This is a genomic window from Actinoalloteichus hoggarensis, assembly GCF_002234535.1.
GTDB lineage: Bacteria > Actinomycetota > Actinomycetes > Mycobacteriales > Pseudonocardiaceae > Actinoalloteichus_A > Actinoalloteichus_A hoggarensis.
Window position 1 is genome coordinate 4,006,933 of the sequence record NZ_CP022521.1, and the last position, 23,564, is coordinate 4,030,496.

The window sequence follows — 23,564 nt, forward strand, 5'->3', positions numbered from 1 at the left end:
ACCGAGTCCCCGCCCGCAACGCCGGGCCGGGGCCGACAAGGAGGTCACGTCTGTGGACATCGCGCTGAACAGCAGGAGGTTTCGGACGACGGCGGCGGTGCTGCTCGCGTTGGTCGTGGCGACAGGCTGCGCCGGTGCGGACGGCGGCGCCGATCGCACCGCCCCGAGTCGCGACGTCGAGAGCGGCGCCCCGGGCATCGCGGGCTCGGACGCCGCCGACGCGGACCAGCACGCGGGCCACGGACCGGGCGGCATCGCCGCGCTCGGCGAGCCCGTCGACTCGATGGACGAACTGGCGAGCTGGGTCCAGGAGGAGACAGGCGAGTGCGGCGACCTCGCGCCCGCCGACCGAGACGACCTCGTCGACTACCTCGGCCCGCAGCTGGCCGAGCACTACGCGCCCTTCGTCGCCGAGTGGGCGACGTGCTCGATCCCGCCGTACGACCGACTCGGTCTGGTGCGCTTCGAACCCGATCGGCTGATCGAGTTCCAGCGGTCCTGGCAGCAGGCCCAGGAGGAGGACCGACTCGTCGACGACCCGACCTGGGCGTTCGGCAACGGCTTCGCCGTCACGGCCGGGCCGGTGGGCAACGACGAACTGGGCCTGCACTATCTGTGGTGCACGCCGGTCGACATCGAGGCCCACCGCATCCCGGCCGACGTCGAGGGCTGCGAGTTCGCCAGGACCGGACACCACTAGAGGGAACCACAGCCGTCACGGCGGCGTCGTCGACCGGACCGCAGCGAGACGACCGACGGCGCCGCTCGGCGGCATTCGACGCGCCGATTCACGACCCCGCGTCGAAAGGCGATCGACGAATCACACACCACGATGTCGAATCACATTTCGATACATAAGCGCGCCGATAACGCCCCAGAAGAACCGTCGTCGAACGCTCGAGTTCGACGATGCGACACCATTGACAGGATTCTGGGGATATGTGAATCTCGGCAGCGGACCGGCGGTGCGAGTCGACCGAGGAGAAACGGCCCTGACCTGCGGCATGGCATCTCGAAATCCCGGCGAACATCGTTTCCTCGGGCCGAATGCGCCACCGCCGTCCGACCGACGTCAACTCGAGGAAGAGGTTCGACGTGACCGAGCGTAGATTCCTTTCCGCCCTGCTGGCCGCCGCGTTGGCCGCGGGCGCGCTGGCGCTCACCCAAGTGCCCACCGGCGGGTCCGAGGCGGCGGCACAGACCCTCGACGAGCCCTATTCGTGGCGCAACGTCGAGATCGCGGGCGGCGGGTTCGTCCCCGGCATCGTGTTCAACCAGACGGAGCCGGACCTGATCTACGCGCGCACCGACATCGGCGGGGCATACCGATGGGAGCCCGACAGCGGCCGATGGACCCCGCTGCTGGACTGGGTCGGCTGGGACGAGTGGGGGTACAACGGCGTCGCCGGCCTGGCCACCGACCCCGTCGACCCGGACCGGGTGTACGTCGCGGCCGGCATGTACACCAACGACTGGGACCCGAACAACGGCGCGATCCTGCGTTCCGCGGATCGCGGCGAGACCTGGGAGGTGACCGAGCTGCCCTTCAAGCTCGGCGGCAACATGCCCGGCCGCGGCATGGGAGAGCGGATCGCCGTCGACCCCAACGACAACAGCGTCGTCTACCTGGGCGCGCCCAGCGGCCACGGACTGTGGCGCAGCACCGACTACGGCGTGACGTGGTCGGAGGTCTCGAACTTCCCCAACCCGGGGAACTACGCGGCGGACCCGGACGACCCGAACGGCTATCTGGACGACAATCAGGGCGTCACCTGGGTGGCCTTCGACGAGTCCTCCGGCAGCGCAGGCGACCCGACACCGGACGTCTACATCGGCGTGGCCGACAAGGAGAACACCGTCTACCGCAGCACCGACGCGGGGGCAGGCTGGGAGCGGATCGCGGGTCAGCCGACCGGATTCCTGGCGCACAAGGGCGTCGTCGACCACGTCAACGGACTCCTCTACATCGCGACCAGCGACACGGGCGGCCCGTATGACGGCGCCGAGGGCGACGTCTGGAAGTACGCGACCGACACCGGCGAGTGGACGCGGATCAGTCCCGTGCCCTCCGGGTCGGAGGGGGCCGACTTCGGGTACAGCGGGCTCACGATCGACCGGCAGAACCCGGACACCCTGATGGTCGCCACCCAGCTGCTCTGGTGGCCGGACATCGTGATCTTCCGCAGCACCGACGCGGGCGAGACGTGGACGCGTGCCTGGGACTGGACGAACTATCCCGAGCGCTCCTTCCGCTATGAGATGGACATCTCCGAGGTGCCGTGGCTGGACTTCGCGACCGAGCCCGAGCCGCCGGAGGTCACCCCGAAGCTGGGGTGGATGACCGAGGCGCTGGAGATCGACCCGTTCGACTCCGATCGGATGATGTACGGCACCGGGGCGACGATCTACGGCACCGAGAACCTCTCCGCCTGGGACGAGGGCGGCCGGATCACCATCGAGCCGATGGTCGGCGGGCTGGAGGAGACCGCGGTGCTCGACCTCGCCAGCCCGCCCAGCGGGGCGCCACTGCTCAGCGCGCTGGGCGACATCGCCGGATTCCGGCACGACGACCTGGACACCGTGCCGACGCGGATGTTCTCCGCGCCGAACTTCACCAGCACCACCAGCCTCGACTTCGCCGAGACGAACCCGGACGTCGTGGTCCGCGCGGGCAACGCCGAGGGAGTCGCCCGCGCGGCGTTCTCCCAGGACGGCGGCGCGAACTGGTACCCGGCGAGCAGCGAGCCCGACGGCGTGACCGGCGGCGGAACCATCGCCTCGGCCGCCGACGGCGGCTCCGTGGTGTGGAGTCCGGCAGGCGCCGGCGTGCATCGCGCGGACATGGGCGGCAGCGCGTGGACGGCGTCCGCCGGCATCCCGGCGGGCGCGATCGTGGAGGCCGACCGGGTGAACCCCGAGGTGTTCTACGGGGCGAGCGGCGGCCGGTTCTACATCAGCACCGACGGCGGCGCGAGCTTCACCGCGAGCCCCGCGGCCGGGCTGCCGACCGGAAACGTGAAGTTCACGGCCCTGCCGGATCGCGAGGGCGAGATCTGGCTGGCGGGCGACGGCGGGCTGGTGCGCTCCACCGACGGCGGGACCACGTTCACCGCGGTCGCCGGAGTGGACGGTGCGCGCAACATCGCGCACGGCGCGGCCGCGCCCGGTGTCGACCATCCCGCGCTCTACCTGGTCGGCACGGTCGACGGCGTCGAGGGCGTGTTCCGGTCCGACGACGCGGGAGCCGCCTGGGTTCGGATCAACGACGACCAGCACCAGTGGGGCAACATGGGCGAGGCGCTCAGCGGCGACCCCCGGGTCTACGGCCGCGTCTATGTGGGCACGAACGGCCGCGGCATCCAGGTGGGCGAGTCGGCGGGCACCGAACCCCCCACGACGACTCCGCCGCCGACCGGCGACGGCTGCTCCGCGACCTACGCGGTCGCCCACTCCTGGGCGGGCGGCTTCCAGGCCGCGGTGACCGTCCGCAACACCGGTTCGACCGCGTTCGACGGCTGGTCGGTGTCGTGGACCTTCCCCGGCGCGCAGACCGTCGCGCAGGCGTGGAACGGCGAGGCGACCCAGGCAGGCCGCGAGGTCACCGTCCGCAACGCCGGGTACAACGGCGTCGTCCCACCGGGCGGATCGGTGACGGTCGGCTTCAACGGCACCGGCTCGGGCCCGGACAGCACCCCGGCCCGGATCGACTGCACGGGCGGCTGAGGCTCGGCAGGCATGCCGGGCCCGACCCGCGGCGACGCGGTCGGGCCCGGCGGCCGAGGTATTCGAGAAGGCCGCCGGCGCGGGGTTCCGGGCCGGGGTTTCGTGGGCGCCGACGAGGCTCCCGCCCGACCGCCGGCTGTGCTGGTGAGTCACTCACCCGGCAGGTTCGGCGTCATCAGGACGGTCACATCGATGCCGCGTTCCCGCGCCGAACCCGTCACGGGACTTCGACGCGGTGCACTTCTCGCTTTTCCGCTTGTCCCGTGCCCTGGGACGCGCGCAACTCCGGTATGGTCCGTGCATGGACTTCCGCGATCTGGGCGACCGCCGATCCATTCAGCGCCCGTCGTTCGAACTCGCCGACCTCGATGAGAACGAATTCTCGTTCCAAGGAGAATTCGACGGCGACGAACTTCTCGTCGAATCCGGCGGTTTCTCCCACGCCAAGGGCGAGGGCACCCTCGCGCGGTCACTGGTACGTTCCGTCAACCTGTCAGAATCGCAGTTGTCGCCACTGGAACTGGCCGACGTCCGGTTCGAGGACGTCGACCTGTCAAACGCGTCATGGCAGCCCGTCACGATGCGCCGCACTGAGATCATTCGCAGCCGCACGATGGGCTTCCGACTTTTCCTGGAGTCAGCCAAAGACGTCTATATCGACGGTTGCCGCTGGGACTACTCCTCGATCCACATCGAAGGTGTCAAGGGTGCGCTGGTGTTCAATGACTGCATGTTCCGCGAGGCCGTCATCACCGGCGACCTGTCGAACGTGATGTTCCGTGACTGCGACCTAGGCGGCGTCGAGTTCGAGGCCGACAAGGCCGCGAACTGCGATCTGACGACGTCGCGGGTCTCCGACGTGGCCCGCGGACTGCTTGGCCTCCGAGGTGCCCGGATCACCGCAGAGCAAGCAGGCTCGGCGGCGATCCTGATCGCCGCCGAGGCCGGCCTCACTGTGAGCGACTAGCGCTTGTTCCAGTTGTCCCACGAGGGACGGTTATCGAAGCCGCCCCCCACGTTGTCCCACGAGTCGCGATTGTCCCAGGCGCCAGTCGCCGCCGGTTGCGGACGGAGACTCAGCAACACCCGCAATCCGGATTCGACTTCGCGTACACTACCTGACAGTTCGACTATTTCTCCGAGCTGCATCGAGAACCCCTTCGATCAATGCCATTCTGCCGTTTCGGCAGTAGTTGGTCTCCGTTCCATCAAATCGGCCGTGCTCGAAGTACTTGTTTGACGGTTGACCACCTCCACAGAAATCGAAAAATCGACAGGTCGAACGGCACCGATCGAGGCCGCGCCGATACTCGACGACCCATTCCGAGCTCATTCCGCGCTCGATGATGGAATCGAGTCCGAGCGCTAGAACATTGCCACATTCGAACCGGTTGAACCGGTTGGACTTGAACCCGGCGAGTTCGGGCGAAATCAGGGTCACGGCACCGTTCCATGCGACCGTCGGCAGCGGATCGATCGCAGCCGCACCGTAGGGCGCTCGGCCGTCGAGGACTTCGCTCGCATAGGAGAGCACCCGGTCGACGTCGCGCAACTCGATTCGGCAGTCGCTCGACCACGCCTCGGCAAGCGCCGACCAGAACGCCCGCACCTGGCCGGAGTCGTGCACGTTATTGCGGCTGTTGACTCCCTCGCGTTCCTCGATGTTCACGCCCAGCCAACGGGCTCCCAGGTCAGCCGCCGCCGTGTACAACCGGCGTGCCCGCTCCGGCGTCGGATCGGACACGACCGCGATCACCGACACGTCGTGTCCGTCGTCGACCAGGCGCCGAATGCCGCGCTCGATACGCGGGAACGCTGGACGGCCGGCGAGGTCGACGCGCGCGCCGTTGTCCTGCTCGACGCCGTCCACGCTCACGCCGACTCGCACACCCCGTTCGGCGAACCACGCCGACCAGGCCTCGTCGATCAACACCGCGTTGGTCTGCACGCTGTGCGAGACCTCGACATCGGCGAACTGGTCGAACAAGGCGCCGAGCCGTTCACGGCCGGCCGCCAGCGGTTCACCGCCGTGCCACACGATGTCGACCGGACGTTCCGGCGTCCAGTTCCGAACCGACTCGGCAACCGCCCGCGCGACGGCTGGTGCCATCGGACGGTTGTCCTTGCGGTGCGGCAGGTAGCAGTACCGGCAATCGAGGTTGCACAACGTCGTCGGCTGCATGATCACGCTGTCGGGTTCGGCGACGGGAATGATCTCGGACGCTCGGGCCTGTTCTGACACAGCGTGGTCCTTCCCTCGCAGTGGTCGAGTTGGATACGGCCCGGCCGAAGCGTCCGACTCGACACCTCGGCCAGACCGTGTGACTCGGTGCCGGTCGGGCGGCGAATCACGCAAGCCGGGTTCTAGACCGCTTCACGCCCGCGAACACGCGATGCAACACAGAAGGTTGCGTGAGAACCCCATGCCAGACGGCGCAGTCCTGCCACAACGGTCGGTCTCCGGCGAGTCCACGGGGTGCCGCCTCCAGCCCGTTCGGCGCCCCCGGCTCGGTCTTGCGCCGCGATCGCTCGCGCCGTGTCCGCGCCTCGTCGACGTAGACGACTGACCCGCTGATCACGGCTAGCCCGAGGACGAAGACGGCCACCGCGACGTCCGCCGCCGTGCAGGATGCGCATCGTGGCCCTCCCTTCGGTTCTGGTCGACGCAGCCGCTTCGTCTGCTCTACGCAGCCATCACGTAACCGTGTGGAACCGTTGTGGGGGACGGTGTGGGCGGAACTCCCACACCTGGCCGTGTCCAGTCCTTCGTGCGGCCGGCTGCGCTGAGGCGCGTACCGGATACGTGCCGCGCACTCGACTGGAGACCTTCATGGCCCGTACGCCAGAAGCGATCACAGAACTGCGCCGCGCCCTGGGGGCCGCGCTCCGCGGCTATCGGGAGACGTCACCGCTCGACCAGAGCGCCATCGGGCGGATCACCGCCTACTCGCGAACATCGATCTCCCACATCGAGGCAGGCCGCCAGTTTCCCGGCCGCGACTTCTGGGAGACCACCGATCGAGTGCTCGACGCCGACGGCGATCTTCTCGCCCACTTCGACCGTGTGGTCGCGGACGAGAAGCGGATCAGGATCGCCGAGCTGCACGGCGCGCCGGTGCGAAGGAGTGACCCGGCGACACGATCACCGCGGTCTCCCGGCTCGCCGCCCGACGACGATCGGCACCATGACGACGTGAATCGCCGTGAACTACTCCGCCTGGTGGCGGTCACGGGCAGTCTGCTCGCGATCCCCGCCATCGACGTCGACCGAGTCCGGCACGCCGCGGCGCACCCTCGCCACCTCGACCCCGCGACCGTGGACGTCTACGAGCGGCTCAACGCCGAGCTGTGGACACGATTCGCCGAGTCGCGGTCCAAACGTGATGTCCTGCCGGCCGCACGCCGGCAGCTCACCGCCGTGAACGCCAGTCTGAACGAGCCGCAGCCCGCCGACGTGCACCGCCGGTTGTGCGCGCTCGCCGGTGACCTGTTCCAGCTCTGCGGGGAGGTCCTCTTCGACAGCGACGACTACGCGGACGCCGCGCAGTGCTACGCCGAGGCCGCCCACGTCAGCAAGGAAGCACGCGAGTTCGACCTCTGGGCATGTGCGATGACCCGGCACGCCTTCATCAGCATCTACGATCGCCGATACACACACGCCGCCACGTTGCTCGACGGCGCCGCACAGCTCGCCGCGAGGGGCGACCCCACCCGGACTACTCGGCATTGGGTCGCGGCCGTCCAGGCGCAGACGTACGCCGGACTCGGGAACCTGCCCGCCTGCCAACGCGCGTTGGACAGGGCCGAGCAGGTCGCCGGCCTGCCGGACATGGCGCCCGCGACCGGTTGGCTCCGCTTCGAGGGGTCCCGGCTGGATGAGGAGCGCGCCTCATGTCTTGTCACGCTGCGCCGCCCGGACCTGGCCGAGCCCGCGCTGGACAAGGCCTTGGGGCAGGCCGCCTCGGCGCGACGTCGCGGTAGCGTGCTCGTCGACCTCGCGGCCGTCGGCGCCCAACGAGGCGACGTCGATCAACTGATCATGAGTGGCGCCGCGGCAGTGGACAGCGCCCGACAGACGGCATCGGCCGGCTACCTCGGCCGCAGGCTCCGAGATCTGCGCGAGCACCTGGTGCCGTTCCTCGGCGACCGGCACGTGCGGTATCTGGATTCGCGGATCACAGACGTGGTGACCGTATTCGGCCCGAGACAGCAAGGAGAGAGTCAGTGTCGGACGAGCAGGGACGGACCTTCCGGGATGCATGGATCGCCGGGGTGAACAAGCACTACCCCGGCGAGCCGAAGCCCGGCTACATCGCCCCGTGGGCGGACACGCCCGATTGGGAGCGCGCCTGCGCGGCGGCCGTGTACCGGCAGGTGCACGACTTCATCGTCGCGACCGACGGCAGCACGGCCAAGCTCACTCGCGAGCAGAAGGGCCGGTTCGTCGCCCTGTGCTGGATCGGCCAGATTCACCGGCACTTCGCCGACCCCAGGCCCGCGTACGTCGCCGACTGGGCGGACATGCCCGAATGGCAGCGCGAGACCGATGCGGACATCTTCGAGCGCATCGAGAACGCGGTCGCGCCGCGCACGGCTTGACACGCGGTCGGCGGCGGTCGCGAGGCACCCGCCCCGGCACCACGGCCGGGCGGGTGTCGGCGCGCCTGCCCGCGTCTGGACTGTCGCGGAGTTCGTCGGGCTCGGGTCACAGCAGGGAGAGCTGCCGCTCCCGATCTCGATCGGCGTCGGACCGCGGCGGATCATGCTGCCTCGTCCGAAAGTTCTCCGATCGACGCGGGTCCGCCAACCCATGACGACGCCTGGCCTGCTCGACGCGGTCGGCGACTTCCCGCCGATAGGACTTCGGGGCGTACGCGCCGTCGCGGTACAGCCGCTCGTACAGCGGCAGCAGAGCGGGACGCTCGCGGCTGAGCCAGGCGTGATACCACTCCCGCGCGCCCGGCCGCAGGTGAAGCACGACAGGTGTCAGGTTCACCGCCCCCGCCTCGGCGATCGCCGCCACCGTGCGATCGATCTCGGCAGGCGAGTCGCCGAGCCCCGGCAGGATCGGCGCCATCAGCACCGAACAGGCCACGCCTGCCTCGGCGAACCGGCGCACCACCTCCAATCGCCGCACCGGCGACGGCGCGCCCGGCTCGACGGCCCGCCACAGCCGCTCGTCGACCGAGCCCACCGAGAGCGCCACCGACACCGGCGCCACTCGCGCGGCCTGCACGATCAGGTCGAGGTCGCGCAGGATCAGCGTCCCCTTGGTCAGGATGGAGAACGGGTTGGCCCGGTCGCGTAGCGCCGCGATGATCTCCGGCATCAACCGGTAGCGCCCCTCCGCACGCTGGTAGGGGTCGGTGTTGGTGCCCATCGCGACGGGTTCGCCCGCCCAGCGTGGGCTCGCCAGCTCCTTGCGCAGCAACGTCGCGGCGTTGACCTTCACGATGATCCTGGTGTCGAAGTCGCGGCCCGTGTCGAGGTCGAGGTAGGTGTGGGTGTTGCGTGCGAAGCAGTATCGACAGGCATGTCCGCAGCCCCGGTAGGGGTTGAGCGTCCACTCGAAGGGCATCCTCGATCCGCCCGGCACCCGATTGAGGATCGACTTCGCGGTGATCTCGATGGCCATCGCCTCGTCGTCGGTCCCCGCCTCGATCGGCACCGGGGGCGGCAGCCGCAGCCCGCCGCGACCGCCGCCGCGCACGATCCCGCCTCGTCCGGTCACCTCCAGCGGCAGCGCCTGTTCGCCACCCTCGTCCATGCGTTGCGCGTCCCACCTCATGCCGATGATTCGATCATACGTTCGAATATCTGTCCATCGCGGCGGCCGCCACCGCTCCCGACGACGACTCGCCAGGGCGAGCAGGGAGTAAAATAACGCTTTGCTTATATAAGCTAGGGCTGTTACCTTCGAGGTGCACGCGAGCCACGCCCGCACCGCCCCCGAGCACCCGACCCGACACGGAACGAGACACGAATGATCAAGATCACCGTCACCAGCGTCTTCGTCGAGGACCAGGCCAAGGCGTTGGACTTCTACACCCGCGTCCTCGGCTTCCTGCCGAAGACCGACGTGCCCGCGGGCGGCGCCCGCTGGCTGACCGTCGTCTCCCCCGCCGACCCCGACGGAGTCGAGCTGCTGCTGGAGCCGAACAGCAGCTCGATCGCGACGACCTACCAGGAGTCGCTTCGTGCGGCGGGTATTCCGGCCACGCTCTTCGGTGTCGACGACCTCGCGGCGGAGTACGAACGGCTGCGCGGCCTCGGGGTGGAGTTCCTGTCACCGCCGGTGGAGGCGGGCGACGTCATGATGGCGGTCTTGGACGACACCTGCGGCAACCTCATCGGGATCAGTCAGCCGATCGACGCCTCCTGAGGCGTCGAGCCGACGGCCCGGCCGCATGGTCCGCCGCCTCGGCGAAGGAGCGTCCGGGACACGTCGGCGGCCCGGAGACGGACGGTCGCCCGCGGCGCGGACACCGCTTGACTTTCCGACGACGAGCTTGGAAGGCTGTCAGATCATGCACGCGTTCGACGTACTGGGCGATCCGGTCCGTCGTCGCATCCTCGAACTGCTCGCGGACGGCGAACGAGCGGCGGGCGAGATCACCTCGATCGTCCAGGAGGAGTTCGGCATCTCGCAGCCCGGTGTGTCCCAACACCTGCGCGTGCTACGGGAGAACGGCTTCACCACCGTCCGAGCGGTCGGCGCCCGCAGGCTGTACTCGGTGGACCCGGAACCGCTGCGTGAGATCGACGGGTGGTTGGAGCGCTACCGTCGCTTCTGGACTCAGCCCTTGGACGCGCTGGCCACCGAACTCGCCAGGGGCAGGCGCGAACGCCGTTCCGTCTCGGCCGCGGACTCCGCGCCGCCTGAGGCCTCCGCCCGCTGATCTCGGCCCCGCTTCAGGCCGGGGCACGGTCTCCCGGCCGTCGCGCGCCCCCGATCCGTCGACGGATCGCGAACCCGGCCCGAACGGGCGCCTGGGCAGTGAGGTCGAAGCGCCTTTCGAACGGGAGACGGCCGTCTCCTCGCGTCGCTCGCGATCCGACCGGCTCCGGCAGGACTCCACAGACGTCCGGCGTCGTCCTCCGCGACCGACGGGAGAAGCCCGCGCCCACCGAGCCGATGCGTCCGGCTCTCCCGCTCAGCGGGGCCGGGCGGCGGGGAAGCGCAGCTCGGCGAAGTAGTCCTCCGACTCGCGATGCCGCACCTCGCGGACGCCCGCCAGCATCCGCTCGGTGGCCGCACGCCGCACGCGGTCGGCCTCCTCACCGGTCAGGCCCGCCGCCTCCTCCTGCCGCAGCCGCCATTCCCAGAGCAGCTCGGTGAGGGACGACTCCGCGGCCCGCAGCGTCGCCCACGACTTGTCCCAGCGGTAGAAGGTCTGCAGTCCGGTGAGCACGGCGATCACCACGCCCGCCGCCGAGAGCACGAAGTCCTTGTTCTCGTACTCCAAGGTGGTGAGCAGCGGAAGCGAGGCGCTGGCCAGGATGATCAGCAGCCCGCCCAGCCTGAAGAAGCGACGATGCCACTCCGCACGCCAGTCGTAGCGGGCCCGAAGCCGACGAACATGGGCCTCGGCGAGGCCGTGCACGTCCGCGGTGGGCGAGGAACGGTCCGGTGCCGCCGATCGCGGCCCCCGGTCGAGAAGTCGTCCTGTCATCCGCACAGCCCTGATCACCCCCGGCGATCGAGGCCGCCCGGCCCGGACGGATCGTCCGTGCACCCACTCCCGACGCGCCGCGATCGCCACGTCAGGTTAACGATCGACGACGCTGGGTGCGGCCGTTTCCGGTGAACCCGGCCGCACGTCCGCGCCGCAGACGGGGACGACGCGCCGCCGCACTCCTTCCTTCGAGGCAGCACACGACGCGCCCTGCCCGACGGACACGTCCTGCCCGGCACGGCCCGGACGGCGCCATCCGCCGCGGCGACCCGCCGGCCCGCGCGACGAGGAGGCGGCGTCCCCCGCACCGGTTCGGCCCCGTTCCCACGCGCGGCGTCGAGCACCCGCGCCGACGCGGTCGCGGGCAGCACGCCGGACTCCCGGAAACCCTGCATGCCCTTTTCGTTGAGATCACTCAGCGTCGGAACGGATCGCATCGCGGCGGCGCCCGTCCGATCTGACTCGACTCGGCGTCGGCCGCTGTGCCGACTCGGCGGCGGGATTACCGGCGGCGGGATTACCGGCGGCGCGGCGAAGGTCGGAACGAAGCGATGGCACGGGCCGCACCCGGTCGGACCGCGAGGCCTGCGGCGATCTCGCAGCCCTCGACGCGGGCACCGCGTCGGCGGCGGACGGGTTGGCAGACCCCGTCGTCCGGCCGGGAACCGGTCCGCCGGCACCGCGGCCCCGCTCTTCCCCACACCCGCCGAGAGTGTGGGCTCTTCCCGCGACTCAGGCCCCCTGCGGGTCCGAGACCGGGTGTTCCGCGCGGGCGGCGTCCGCGACCTGGTCGAGGACCTGACTGATGAAGGCCGTCTTTCCCTCGACATAGGCGGCGGCGTCGTCGGGATGCCGGGCCGCCAGCGTCCGCTTCAACTCCGCGTAGGCGGCCGCGGTGTCGGTGCTGCGCCGCAGCTGGTCGCGGAACGCCAGATGCCGGGCGAGCGCGAGGCTGTCCTCGGTGCACACGTAGAGGTGATGCGGCGGCGGCCGGTGCGGCGGTCTGGTGAAGGCCTCCCGGCCGGGGACGCCGAGGTCGCCCTGGTGGGTGTACCCGAGGGGTCGCAGCCTGCCGATCACCGGAGCCAGCGCCCGCTCGTCGGCGATCACCACGTCGAGGTCGACGATCGGGCGGGCGGCGAGGCCGGGAACCGCGGTGCTGCCGACGTGCTCGACACGTTGACTGTGGAAACCCAGGACGCGGCTGATCCGGGTACGGAGTTCCTCGAACACCGACGACCAGCGTGAGTCGTGGTCCACGATCTCGACGGAGTCGGTCATCGCTCTCTCAGTCCTTCATCACGTGCGGGGCGGGTGTGGGCGAGGTGTCGGCCGGAGCGGGAGTCTGGGGGCGGCCCCGGCTCGGCGGGCGCCGCGCGGGGTCATCCCGGAACGTCGTCCGGCGGGCGGCCCGCGCGGACCGCCCCGTATCGCCGGGCGGTGTCGCTGCTGCGGTGACCCATCAGTTCGGCGACCCGGTCGGGAGCCGAGCCGTTCGCGAGCAGGCGATGGCCGAAGGTCTGCCGCAGGACGTGCGGGGTGATCGGCTGCCCGGCGTCTGCCTCCAGGCCCGCGATGCCGCCGATCCGGACCACCAGCGTGTCCACCGAGCGGGTGGACAGTCGGCCGCCCCGCCGGTTGAGGAACAACGCGGGCGTCCGCTCGACGCCCGACCGGCCCCGACGAGTGGCGACCCAGTCACGCAGGACCAGCCGGGGCTCCTCCGACAAGGGGATCTCCCTCGGCTCGATGCCGCGCGCCGTGACCCGGATGTGCGCCTGTCGAACGCCGAGACGCACATCGTCGACGTCGAGCGCGACCGTTCGGTCACCCGGACCCCGGTGTGCAGCAGGGTGTGCACGACGGCGATGTCTCGCGGCAGTCCGCCCGCCAGCACGGCCGCCACCAGCCTGCGGGTCTCGTCGACCTGCAGAGCCCTGGACTGCGGCGCCGTCTGTTCCTCCCGATCGATCGGGGCATGGCCGACCCGCAGGCAGTGATCGTAGAAGTGATCGAGCGCCGTGAGGACCGCGTTGATCGTGGCGGGTCTACTGCCCAGAGCGGTCTTCAACCACGAGCGGTAGGCACGCACGGCCGCGTCCCTGGCCGGTGGCTCGGTGAGCGGGTCCTCGGGGCCGCTGTCGTGCTCGACGAGCCAGGTGAGAAAGCCCGCAATCTGGAACCGATAGGCGCGGCGGGTCGGCGAGGCGAGGGTGGAGTTCGCGAGGGCGCGTTCGTAGCGGGTGAACACCCGATGTGCCCGCTGCGGGGCGACCCCGCTCACGGACTCCCCGGCGACCTCGCCCACGGGATCTCCGGCGACCTCGCCCACGGCGGCCCTCTCGCTTTCTCGGCGGCACGACTCCTCGTGATCGTACTGCGCTCGAGACTCGAAACATCAGAAGTCGATCGTGCGTGCCGTTCTGATATTTCGATCGGGCGACGCCGGACGGCGCGCCGGGCCGCGCCGCCGACCACCCCCGCGCTCGCGGGGAACGCCGACTCGGCGCGCTGCGCCGCGACCCGGTGGCCGGACCACCCCCGACCGCATGCGGGGAGGCGATGTCCGCGAGGTCGACGACATCCCGACGCCGCCGATCAGCGGCGATCACGGCAGCCGAGTGCCGAGACGCCTCGCGAACACCTGCGAAGCCAACACCCGTTCACGGGCGACGACCACCGCCGGCAGGGGGAGATCGTCTTCGACATGGGGGGACACTCGGGCGTGGACGACCACTGAGCGTGGCGTCCGCGACCTTCGGCGGTGACGGGCGAGCCGACCGCCACGACACCGCCGAGGCCGTCGACCCGTCGACTCAGCCGAGGAGCGCCGTGACCGGCAGTCCGGTGTGCTCGGCCGCCACGACGCCGGCCTCGTCGTCGATCGGATCGAACGGCGTGCGGTCCGGCGCGCAGACCGTGCCGTCCGCGGGCGGCTCGCCACCCAGGTAGTACTCGATCACCGCCGCGTCCACGCAGTCGCTGATCTGAAGACCGAACGCGCCGTGACCGAAGGCGTCCAGCGACAGCAGACGGCCGTCACCGAGCAGGTCGGCGAGTTCACGGCCGCCCTCATACGGTGTGGCCGGGTCGCCCAGCCGATTCCCCAGCACGAGCACCGGATTCGCCGTCGGACGATCCCACGGACCCTGATATCGATCCTCGTCGACTCCCGGCCAGGTGGCGCAGGGCAGCGACTCGTACGTCCACATCGCCCCGAAGCCCGGCGCCTCTCGGTCCGAGGCGGCCGCCGCCTCGGACCACCGCGCCGGATCACTCGGGTTGTCGGAGTCCAGACAGGCCACCCCGAAGTTCTGCTCCGGACCCGCGTACCGCTCCTGCCCGCCGACGGCGGCGGCGACGTCGGCCGCGACGGCGGTGACAGCCGCGGACGCACCGCGGGCGGCTCGGCCCTCGACCGCGTCGACGAGCGACTGGAGGTAGTCGCCGAGGAACGCCGAACCGCGAGCGTCGTAGAGCGCCGAGCCGACCACGCCGACGACCAGCGGATACGACCATTCCATGACCCAGCCGTCCTCGTCGGGGACCTCGATCGGCGCCGTGCGCGCCGCGTCGAGCACCCGGTCGTACTTCTCGCGCAGATCGACGCCGGGCTCCCGGAACGCGCATCGTTCGTCCTCGGCACAGACGTCCAGGAAGGTCGACAGGGCCCGCTGCGCGCCGGCGGCGCTGCCGATGCGCGTGGTGTACGGCAGCTCGGCGTCGGCGGGGGAGGCCCCCGTCGTCCAGGCCACCGGGTCGAGGCCGCCGTCCAACGTCATGGCCCGCACCCGGTCCGGGAAGAGGTTGGCGTAGACCGCCCCGAGATGAGTGCCGTAGGAGAAGCCGTGGAAGGTGAGCTGCTCGTCGCCGACGGCGGCCCGCAGCAGGTCGAGGTCGCGAGCGACGTTCGCCGTCGACATGTGGTCGAGAACGGGGCCCGCCTCCTCCGCGCAGGCGTCGGTGCCGGTCCGCGTGGCCTCGATCACCCGCCGCTCCTCGCTCGGCGTGGTGGGAAAGACGTGACCGAAGCTGTCGGCGGCCTCCCACACGTCGGCGAAGCAGCGCAGCGGCGTGCTGTCCGCCACCCCGCGCGGATCGAATCCGACGAGGTCGAAGCGTTCGTGCAGCTCAGGAGCCAGCACCGGCGGGATGCGACCGGAACCACCGGGGCCGCCGGGATTGAAGAACAACGAGCCGATCCGGTTCTCCGGGTCGGCGGCGGGCAGCCTGCCCACCGCGACCTCGATCCGCTCGCCGTGCGGGTCCTGATAGGACAGCGGGACCGCCGCGGTCGCACACTCGTAGGCCGCGGACGCCGTCCCCTCGGGGCACGGCCCCCACTCCAGCACGGGGACCGCGGCACCGCCGGTGCCCAGCACGGCGGGTTCGGCCGCCACCGGGGAGTCCTCGACGGCGAAGGCCGTCGCGGGCAGGCCGCAGACGGTGACGACGAGCGCCATGGCCGTCGCGACCCGACCCGTACTTCGGCGGATAGGTGGATGCATCGTTGCCTCCTCGTCCGGATGGGAGCCGGCCCCACACCACGGGAGCCGGCCGTACCGAGACACTGAAGCCGAAGGCGACGATGACCACATCGGGTGAGGGACCTAGGGAGGATCCCTGCGGGCCGGTCGGCCGCCGCGCCCGATCAGTTCTCGGCGCGCAGCACCGGTTCGGCGATCTCGACGAGGCGGGGGAGGAAACGCAGGACCTCGTCGGCACGTCGCCGCAGGTCCCCGGTGTCGGTGATCCCGAGATCGGCGACGGCGGCCCGGAACGCGGGTTCCCGCCGCACGTCCAGCTCGGGCGCGTCGGCGGCCAGCACCGCATGACAACGGGCGAAGGTGGCGACGATCCAGAAGAAGGCCTCGCGGTGCAGGCCCGCCGCGATGAGGTCGCGGCTGCCGTCGACGACGATCGGCCGTGCCTCGGCGGTGAGGTCGCCTCGGAAGAAGAACGGCGTCCTGGCGACCTGCGCGGCGACGTCGAAGGTCGTGGCCAGCGCCGCGAGATGGTCGCGTACCCGGGCGGCGGTCAGATCACGGACACCGAGCAGGCTCAACAGCTCGGGATACCGGGCGTCGAGCCCGTGGTCGGCCAGGACGGCCTTGGCGGCGGGATATCGCAGCCGTATCGTGGGATTGCGGCGGGCGGCCACCAGCAGCACGTGGGTCGTGACGCCGGTCGGGAACAGCCACGACGTGACCTGCTGGTGCCATGGCGCCGCGCCGTCGACGGTTCGCAGCCCGCTCTCGATGCGGCGGAGGGCGTCGGCACAGCGCCGCCGCACCCACCTCCGTTCCCCGAAGTGTTCGGCCACCACCGGTTGCAGGCGACGCAACAGCCCCTCGGGGTCGGCGACGATCGTGTCGAGGCGCAGCCCGCCAGCCAGGTGATACGAGCCCAGGACGTGCTCCGCGGCGGCGAACAGATCACGGCCGAGGTACGTCACCTCCAGCAGAACGCCGCGGTGCCGGAACTTGCCCGGTCCCGTCGGCGGCGGCGCGGCGGTCACCACCACGACGTCGAGGTCCGAGGTCGGCGGCAGCTCGGCGTCGTCGGGCAGCTCGATCGTCGAACCGTGGAGATAGGCGCCCGCGAAGCCTTCCGTGTGCCGGGCATGCCGACTCACCCAGTCGGCGGCGACGACCCGTGCCTCGGACATCAGCATCTCGACCCCCTTGCATCGTCCGGGTCGGGCCGACCCGCGGCGCATCGCCCGAGCCGCGGTCTCCCGCGCGACTCGGCTCACCCCGACAAGGTGACAATGCGGAGATCGATCCGGCAAGATCGATCCCCCGCCGCCACGGCCGCCCGACCGACGGCGCCGCACGGGCGGACGCGCCGCGGCGCATCGGCGACGACGAGTCCACGACGAGAAGAACGACTCGGACCGCCGCACGTCGACACCGTCCCCCCACGAACCGTCCCCACGAACCCGGAACAGGTGAGAGCAGCGATGACCAGCCCCGAGGACACGCCGACGGATGTTCCGGCGCGCTTCGGCCACGTCGCCTCCGTTCGCATCAACTTCGAGGACCTCGATGCGACCGGAACGGTTCATGACTCGCGCTACCTGCTGTTGGTGGAACGCGCCGTCATGGACTACTGGCTCGACCGGGGCTGGCATCTGGATCCCTCGCTGTCCCGCTTCGCCGACGTGCTCCAGGTGGTCCGACACTTCGCGATCACCTACCACCTTCCTATCGCGGGCATGGGCCTCGTCGGGGTGCACTTCTGGATCGAGCAGGTGGGCACCACGGACCTGACCTACGGCTTTCACGTGCACTCCGCCGATCGATCGGTGCTGCATGCCGAGGGAAGCCGGACGCAGCTCCGACTCGACCCGGCCACCCACCACGCCGTCCCGTACAGCGTGGAGTTCGTCGCCGAGGCCCATCGACTGCGCCGCCCGCGCGGCCTGGTCGTCGGCGGCTGACCCGCCCGGTCCGACCGCGCCCCGCCGGGTTCCCCGACCCCCGAGTCCGGCGGCGGGGCGGCGCTCCCGTGCCGCGTCGACGACGCCTGGACAGGGGCAACACCGCCGGTCCGGCCGCGAGCCGAGTCCATTAGACTCGGCCGATCTCGTGTGCCACCCGGCTGGTGCTCGCGTCGTTCACGCCGTCCGTACAGCGGGCAGTCGACAGGCCCGCCATGACTGTCTGAGGTTGTCCTCCGTGTTGACCATGCAGGACGCGATTCTCGCGTTGACCAAGTACTGGACCGACCAGGGATGCATGGTCGTGCAGCCCCTGAACACCGAGGTCGGTGCGGGAACGCTCAATCCGGCCACCGTGCTGCGCGTGCTGGGTCCTGAGCCGTGGCGGACCGCCTACGTCGAGCCGAGCGTACGACCGGACGACTCCCGGTACGGCGAGAACCCGAACCGTCTCCAGACCCACACCCAGTTCCAGGTCATCCTCAAGCCAGACCCGGGCGACCCGCAGGAGCTGTACCTCGGCAGCCTGGCGGCCATCGGCATCGACGTCGAAGCCCACGACGTCCGCTTCGTCGAGGACAACTGGGACTTCCCCGCGCTCGGCGCCTGGGGCCTGGGCTGGGAGGTGTGGCTGGACGGCCTGGAGATCACCCAGTTCACCTACTTCCAACAGGCGGGCGGCGCCACGCTGGACCCGATCTCGGTGGAGATCACCTACGGCCTGGAGCGCATCCTCATGGCGCTGCAGAACGTCAGTCACTTCAAGGACATCGCCTTCGCTCCCGGCATCTCCTACGGCGAGGCCTTCGGCCAGGCCGAGTACGAGATGAGCCGCTACTACCTCGACGACGCCGACGTGGCGATGAACCGTCGGCTGTTCGACGAGTACGCGAACGAGGCACGCAGGCTGCTGGACGCGCGTCTGCCGATGCCCGCCCACTACTACGTGCTCAAGTGCTCCCACACGTTCAACGTGCTCGACGCCCGAGGCGCGGTGTCCACCACGGAGCGGGCCAAGGCCTTCGGGCGCACCAGGGCGCTGACGAGGGACGTCGTCCGGCTCTGGGCCGAGCGACGCGAGGAGCTGGGTCACCCGCTCGGGGTGGCCGAGGCCCTCCCCGCCGCGACGGTGCCCGACGAGCTGCCCTCGGTCTCCGAGCCCGCGACGCTGTTGTTCGAGGTGGGCACCGAGGAACTGCCCGCGGCCGAGGTCCGGCGCGCCGCCGAGGCGATGCGCACCGCCCTCACCGAGAAGCTCGCCGCGACCAGGCTGGGCCATGGCCGGATCAGCACCTACGCCACACCCCGGCGGATCGTCGCGGTGGTCGAGGCGGTGGAGCCGGGCGAGCCCGACGCCGAACGGACCGTGCGCGGCCCCCGGGTCGCCAACGCCTTCGACGCCGCGGGCGCGCCGACCAAGGCCGCCGCGGGCTTCGCACGCGGCCAGGGAGTGGACGTCGCGGACCTGGGGCGGGCCGTGATCGACGGCGTCGAGTTCGTCGTCGCCGTCAAGACCGACGTCGGCCGAGGCGCGGTGACCGTGCTCAGCGAGCTGCTCTCCAGCGTCGTGCTGGAGCTGCGCGCCGACAAGAACATGCGGTGGAACGACTCCACGCTGTCCTACAGCCGCCCGGTGCGCTGGCTGCTGGCCATGCTCGGCGACGTCGGCGTGCCCGTGGCGGCCTCGTCGCTGCTCAGCGGCGTCACCACCCGCGTGCACCGCACCGCCGCGACGCCGACGGTCGGCGTGCCGCACGCGGAGGGTTACGTCGACTTCCTCGCCTCGCACGGCATCGTCGTCGACATCGACGTCCGGCGCGGGCAGATCGTCGGGGCCGCCCAACGGCTGGTCTCCGAGGTCGGCGGCACCGTCGACTTCGACGGCGAGGCCGTGCTGCTGGAGGAGATCGTCAACCTCGTCGAGCAGCCGACCCCGATCCTGGGTTCGTTCTCCGAGCACTACCTGGAGCTGCCGGACGAGATCCTCACCACCGTGATGCGCAAGCACCAGCGGTACCTGCCGGTCCGGGACGCCGCGGGCGCGTTGATGCCGTACTTCGTCGCGGTCGCCAACGGCGCCTGCGACCACGACGCGGTGCGAGCGGGCAACGAGGGCGTCCTGCGCGCCCGCTACGAGGACGCGGCGTTCTTCTGGCGGGCCGACCTGGCCGTGAAGCCGGAGACGATGAAGCTCGGCCTAGAGCGGCTTGCCTTCGAAGAGCGGCTCGGCTCGATGGCCGACCGCACCGAGCGGATCGCCGCCGTCGCCAGGGAACTCGGCGACGCCGCCGTGGCCGCCCCCGAGGGCGTGCAGAGCAGCGGCGACCGGCTGGTTCCGCTGTCCGGCGAGGAGCGGCAGACGCTGGACCGCGCCGCGCAGCTGGTGAAGTTCGACCTCGGGTCGCAGATGGTCGTCGAGCTGACGAGCCTGGCGGGCACGATGGCGCGGGAGTACGCGCTGCGGGCGGGCGAGTCGCCGAGCGTGGCCGCCGCCCTGTACGACATGGAGCAGCCCCGGTCGGCGGGCGGGACCCTGCCCGCCACCGTCCCCGGCGCACTGCTGTCGCTGGCCGACCGGCTCGATCTGCTGGTCGGTCTGTTCGGCGTCGGCGCGTCGCCCACCGGCAGCTCCGACCCGTTCGGCCTGCGCCGGGCGGCGCTGGGCCTGATCAGCGTGCTGCGTTCCTTCCCGCAGCTCCGACAGGTCACGGTGAGCCGAGCGCTGCGGATCGCGGCCGACGTCCTCGCCACGCAGGGCATCGAGGTCACCGACTCGGCGCTGGCCGAGGCGCACGAGTTCGTCGTCCGACGGTACGAGCAGCAGCTGCTCGACGCGGGGCACCAGCACGCCGTCGTCGCCGCCGTGCTGCCGCTGGCCGACTCGCCGATCACGGCCGACGAGACGCTGGCCGAGGTCAACCGCCGCACCGCCGATCCGACCTTCGTCGAGCTGGCGGCCGCGCTGCAGCGGGTGCGGCGCATCGTCCCCGACGACGCTCCGGCGACCTACGACGCCGCCCACATCACCGAGCCCGCCGAGGTCGCGCTGCGCACCGCGTGGGAGCGGGTCGAGGCGTCGTTGGGGGGCACCACGCCGGATCTCGCGCGCTTCGTCGAGGAGGCCGCGCCGATCGTCGCGCCGATCGCGGCGTTCTTCGACGACGTGCTGGTCATGGCCGAGGACGCCCAGGTGCGGGCGGCGCGGCTGGGGCTGCTGGCGTCGATCCGCGACGCCGCGGCGCCCGTGTTGGACTGGCGGGCCCTGGGCACCGCGTTGAGCAAGGACTGAGTGCTGAGCAAGGACTGAGTCGCGGCGGGCCTCGCCCGGCTCGGCCGCGGCCCCTCGGGCGGCACACCGACACGGTGTGCCGCCCGACGTCGTCTCGGGGGCACGGTCGTCCGGTGCGAGCCGGTTCGCGTGCGCGCGTCGTCGGACGGCCGCATCGACCGAGTGCGCGTCAGGTGTGGGCACCTCGCCCGAGCAGGCACGTCTTCCGGTGGGCACCTCGCCCGATGACCGCATCGCCGGAGTACGCACCGTCGCCCTCGCGTCGACGTGACGCGCCGGCCGCGGGCACGGCCTCCCGCACGGTGCCGTCGGACGATCACGCGACAGGGACCCGAACGCGGCCTCGGTCCCCTACCATGATCTTCTCGCAGGTCCGACTCGTTCGGGCCTGCTCAGACCTGCCGGGGGTGGGTGGTCATGCGACCGCTGGGGGCGTCCGAACCACGCGAGGTCGGCGGCTGTCGGCTGCTCGCCGAGCTGGGGCGAGGCGGAATGGGCCGAGTGCTGCTGGGCGGCGGCCCGGACGGACGGCTGGTCGCCGTCAAACAGGTGCACTCCCATCTCGTCGAGGAGGACGGCTTCCGCGCCCGTTTCGAGCGCGAGATCCGCGCCACCCGTGCGGTGCCCGGGGTCTACACCGCGACGGTGGTCGACGCCGACGCACGGGCGGCGACGCCGTGGCTGGCCTCCGAGTTCGTCTTCGGTCCCTCGCTCCGGGAGGCGGTCGAGGCCACCGGCAGGCTCCCGGAGGAGTCCCTGCCGCGGCTGGCGGCCGGTCTGGCCGCCGCGCTGGTGCGCATCCACCAGGCGGGCCTGGTGCATCGAGACCTCAAGCCCTCCAACATCCTGCTCGCCGACGAGGGGCCGAGGCTGATCGACTTCGGGATCGCCCGCGCGCTGGACCGCAGGGACGGGCGGGAGCTGACCCGCACCGGACTCGTCGTCGGATCGCCTGAGTTCATGTCGCCGGAGCAGGCGTTGGCCGGGGCGATCACCCCGGCCAGCGACGTGTTCTCCCTCGGTGCGGTGCTGGTGACGGCGGGGACCGGGACGAGCCTGTTCGCGGGAGCGTCCGACTTCCAGGTCTTGTACGACGTCGTGCACACCGAACCCGATCTCGACGCCGTGCCCGCGAGCATTCGGACGATCGTCGCCGCGTGCCTGGCGAAGGACCCGGCCGCCCGACCCGACGCGGCGCGGCTGGTCGAGATGATCGGCCGGATCGCACCGTATGCCCGACCCTGGCCCGACGAGGTGCACGCGCTGACCAGGGCCCAGCGGGCGGAGGTCGAGCGGCTGGTGGAGCAGTCGGAGGGACCGCGGGCGCACCCGGAGCCCGCGGCCGCCTCGGCGCAGGCCGACGCCGCCCGAGCCGCGCCGCCGCGCACGCGACTACAGGTTCGGCGACTCGACGACTGGGACGCCGACGACAGCGGACGGGCGGACGGCGGCCCCGAGCATTCGGCGGCGGAACAGCGGGCGGCCGCCCCGGCGCTGCCGCCGCGCGCGAGCCGGTGGAAGGCACTGCGCGGCCGGGCCCGCCGCGCGCTGACGAGCGGCCGAGGGCGACTGCGCACCGGAGTGAACAGCCCCGCACTCCGTCAGGTCCGCACGACGGCGGGCCTGCTGATCCTGACGCTGGCCGGGATCGTCGCCGGGGTGTACGCCGCGAACTTCGCCGTCGACACCCGTCTCCTCGACGAGGGCTCCGTCGACTCGCGACTCCGCCGGGTCCTGGGCCCCGTGGAGTGGATCGTGGACAGCCCCGGCGGCTTCGGGCTGCTCGCGGGCGCCGCCGTCGGTGTGCTCGTCTGCACGCTGATCAGCGCGGTCGGCGGACGGGCCGTCGAAGGGCGCACCGCGCTCCTGCGCCGGTGTCTGCTCCTCGGGATGCCGGTCGGCGGCTTCGTCCTGGGCAGACTGACCGAACGTGACGGGCTGCCCATCGACGTCATCACCGTCGACACGGGCATGCCGGACCTCGAGATCGTCATCGCCGTCGGCTGTGTGGCGGGACTGACCATCGGCAGCGCCGCCGTCTCGGTCGTCCTCGGGACGTTCGCGGTCCCCCAGGCTCGACGAGGCACACTGATGTTCCTGGTCTGGCTGGTCGGCGCGTTCGCCGGTTTCCTCGTCGGCATGCTCTGCGCCCGCTACGGCTGGCTCGGCATCGTCGTCGTCGACGGCCTCACGATCAATGTGCTCTCCCTCGTCGGGGGGTGCGTCGGCGGCAGCTGGGCGTTGCGTGCCGCCGACCGATTCCGCACCCGGCGCAAGCCCGAGCCCCGGCGCGTCACGGTCTGATCGAGCCCGCCACGCGGGCGGCCCGCCGGACACTGGAACCGACGACAAGGCCCCCTGGAGCCGACGACGGTCACAGCATGCTGCGAACCGTCGGCGCCAGGGGTCTCACTCATGTGGCGGCCGACGACGT

At 71.2% G+C, this 23,564-nt stretch carries 18 protein-coding genes; 10 read left to right on the top strand and 8 right to left on the bottom strand.

Going from position 1 to position 23,564, the window contains the following annotated elements:
* Positions 1-52: 52 nt before the first annotated feature.
* The 3 genes from AHOG_RS17110 to AHOG_RS17120 all read left to right on the top strand — a co-directional run bounded on the left by AHOG_RS17110 (position 53) and on the right by AHOG_RS17120 (position 4,690).
* Positions 53-700, top strand: a complete 648-nt coding sequence (locus AHOG_RS17110) for a hypothetical protein (protein WP_093942257.1) — start codon at positions 53-55, stop codon at positions 698-700.
* A gap of 395 nt (positions 701-1,095) precedes the next feature.
* Positions 1,096-3,723: a cellulose binding domain-containing protein gene (locus tag AHOG_RS17115; protein ID WP_169725873.1), complete on the top strand. Its 2,628-nt coding sequence runs from the start codon at positions 1,096-1,098 to the stop codon at positions 3,721-3,723.
* Positions 3,724-4,024: 301 nt separating this feature from the next.
* Positions 4,025-4,690 (top strand): pentapeptide repeat-containing protein, encoded by a 666-nt coding sequence (locus tag AHOG_RS17120; protein WP_093942259.1) that lies wholly within the window; start codon positions 4,025-4,027, stop codon positions 4,688-4,690.
* On the opposite strand, the gene amcA is transcribed toward AHOG_RS17120, so the two are convergent.
* Positions 4,687-4,872 (bottom strand): multiple cyclophane-containing RiPP AmcA, encoded by a 186-nt coding sequence (gene amcA / locus AHOG_RS30540; protein WP_093942260.1) that lies wholly within the window; start codon positions 4,870-4,872, stop codon positions 4,687-4,689. The two genes, AHOG_RS17120 and amcA, sit on opposite strands and share 4 nt — an antisense overlap.
* Positions 4,838-5,965: a cyclophane-forming radical SAM peptide maturase AmcB gene (gene amcB, locus AHOG_RS17130; protein ID WP_211290427.1), complete on the bottom strand. Its 1,128-nt coding sequence runs from the start codon at positions 5,963-5,965 to the stop codon at positions 4,838-4,840. Before amcB ends, amcA begins: the two co-directional genes overlap by 35 nt.
* Positions 5,966-6,553: 588 nt before the next feature.
* On the opposite strand from amcB, the gene AHOG_RS17135 reads away from it, so the two are divergent.
* Positions 6,554-7,999, top strand: a complete 1,446-nt coding sequence (locus AHOG_RS17135; protein WP_169725874.1) for a helix-turn-helix domain-containing protein — start codon at positions 6,554-6,556, stop codon at positions 7,997-7,999.
* A complete protein-coding gene (locus AHOG_RS17140) occupies positions 7,948-8,322 on the top strand; it encodes a hypothetical protein (RefSeq protein ID WP_093942262.1) in 375 nt (124 codons plus the stop codon). Before AHOG_RS17135 ends, AHOG_RS17140 begins: the two co-directional genes overlap by 52 nt.
* 106 nt (positions 8,323-8,428) lie before the next feature.
* Here the strand turns inward: AHOG_RS17140 and AHOG_RS17145 are convergent, their stop codons facing one another.
* The gene (locus AHOG_RS17145) at positions 8,429-9,511 is read right to left on the bottom strand and encodes an Rv2578c family radical SAM protein (protein ID WP_093942263.1); all 1,083 of its coding nucleotides are present in this window, start codon (positions 9,509-9,511) and stop codon (positions 8,429-8,431) included.
* Positions 9,512-9,706: 195 nt separating this feature from the next.
* Here AHOG_RS17145 and AHOG_RS17150 point away from each other — a divergent pair, with 195 nt between their 5' ends.
* Positions 9,707-10,105, top strand: a complete 399-nt coding sequence (locus AHOG_RS17150; RefSeq protein WP_093942264.1) for a VOC family protein — start codon at positions 9,707-9,709, stop codon at positions 10,103-10,105.
* Between the two features lie 145 nt (positions 10,106-10,250).
* Entirely contained in the window at positions 10,251-10,622 is a 372-nt protein-coding gene (locus AHOG_RS17155; protein WP_093942265.1) for an ArsR/SmtB family transcription factor, read from the top strand.
* Positions 10,623-10,877: 255 nt separating this feature from the next.
* Here the strand turns inward: AHOG_RS17155 and AHOG_RS17160 are convergent, their stop codons facing one another.
* The 5 genes from AHOG_RS17160 to AHOG_RS17180 form a co-directional block, all read right to left on the bottom strand.
* Complete coding sequence (locus AHOG_RS17160; protein ID WP_093944538.1) at positions 10,878-11,396, bottom strand: DUF4231 domain-containing protein; 519 nt, start codon at positions 11,394-11,396, stop codon at positions 10,878-10,880.
* A gap of 735 nt (positions 11,397-12,131) precedes the next feature.
* The gene (locus AHOG_RS17165; RefSeq protein WP_093942266.1) at positions 12,132-12,680 is read right to left on the bottom strand and encodes a GrpB family protein; all 549 of its coding nucleotides are present in this window, start codon (positions 12,678-12,680) and stop codon (positions 12,132-12,134) included.
* A 101-nt stretch (positions 12,681-12,781) separates the two neighbouring features.
* On the bottom strand, positions 12,782-13,396 hold the full coding sequence (locus AHOG_RS17170; protein ID WP_093942267.1) for a tyrosine-type recombinase/integrase: 615 nt from the start codon (positions 13,394-13,396) through the stop codon (positions 12,782-12,784).
* A gap of 819 nt (positions 13,397-14,215) precedes the next feature.
* A complete protein-coding gene (locus tag AHOG_RS17175; protein ID WP_157736871.1) occupies positions 14,216-15,907 on the bottom strand; it encodes an alpha/beta hydrolase in 1,692 nt (563 codons plus the stop codon).
* Between the two features lie 143 nt (positions 15,908-16,050).
* Positions 16,051-17,073 carry a hypothetical protein gene (locus tag AHOG_RS17180; protein WP_093942269.1) on the bottom strand — a complete coding sequence of 341 codons (1,023 nt, stop codon included), beginning with the start codon at positions 17,071-17,073 and terminating at the stop codon, positions 16,051-16,053.
* 288 nt (positions 17,074-17,361) lie between these two features.
* Here AHOG_RS17180 and AHOG_RS17185 point away from each other — a divergent pair, with 288 nt between their 5' ends.
* From AHOG_RS17185 to AHOG_RS17195, 3 genes are all read left to right on the top strand, one after another.
* A complete protein-coding gene (locus AHOG_RS17185) occupies positions 17,362-17,841 on the top strand; it encodes an acyl-CoA thioesterase (protein ID WP_093942270.1) in 480 nt (159 codons plus the stop codon).
* A gap of 247 nt (positions 17,842-18,088) precedes the next feature.
* Complete coding sequence (locus AHOG_RS17190) at positions 18,089-21,130, top strand: glycine--tRNA ligase (RefSeq protein WP_093944539.1); 3,042 nt, start codon at positions 18,089-18,091, stop codon at positions 21,128-21,130.
* Positions 21,131-21,547: 417 nt separating this feature from the next.
* Positions 21,548-23,434, top strand: a complete 1,887-nt coding sequence (locus AHOG_RS17195; RefSeq protein WP_093942271.1) for a serine/threonine-protein kinase — start codon at positions 21,548-21,550, stop codon at positions 23,432-23,434.
* The last annotated feature ends 130 nt before the right edge of the window (positions 23,435-23,564 follow it).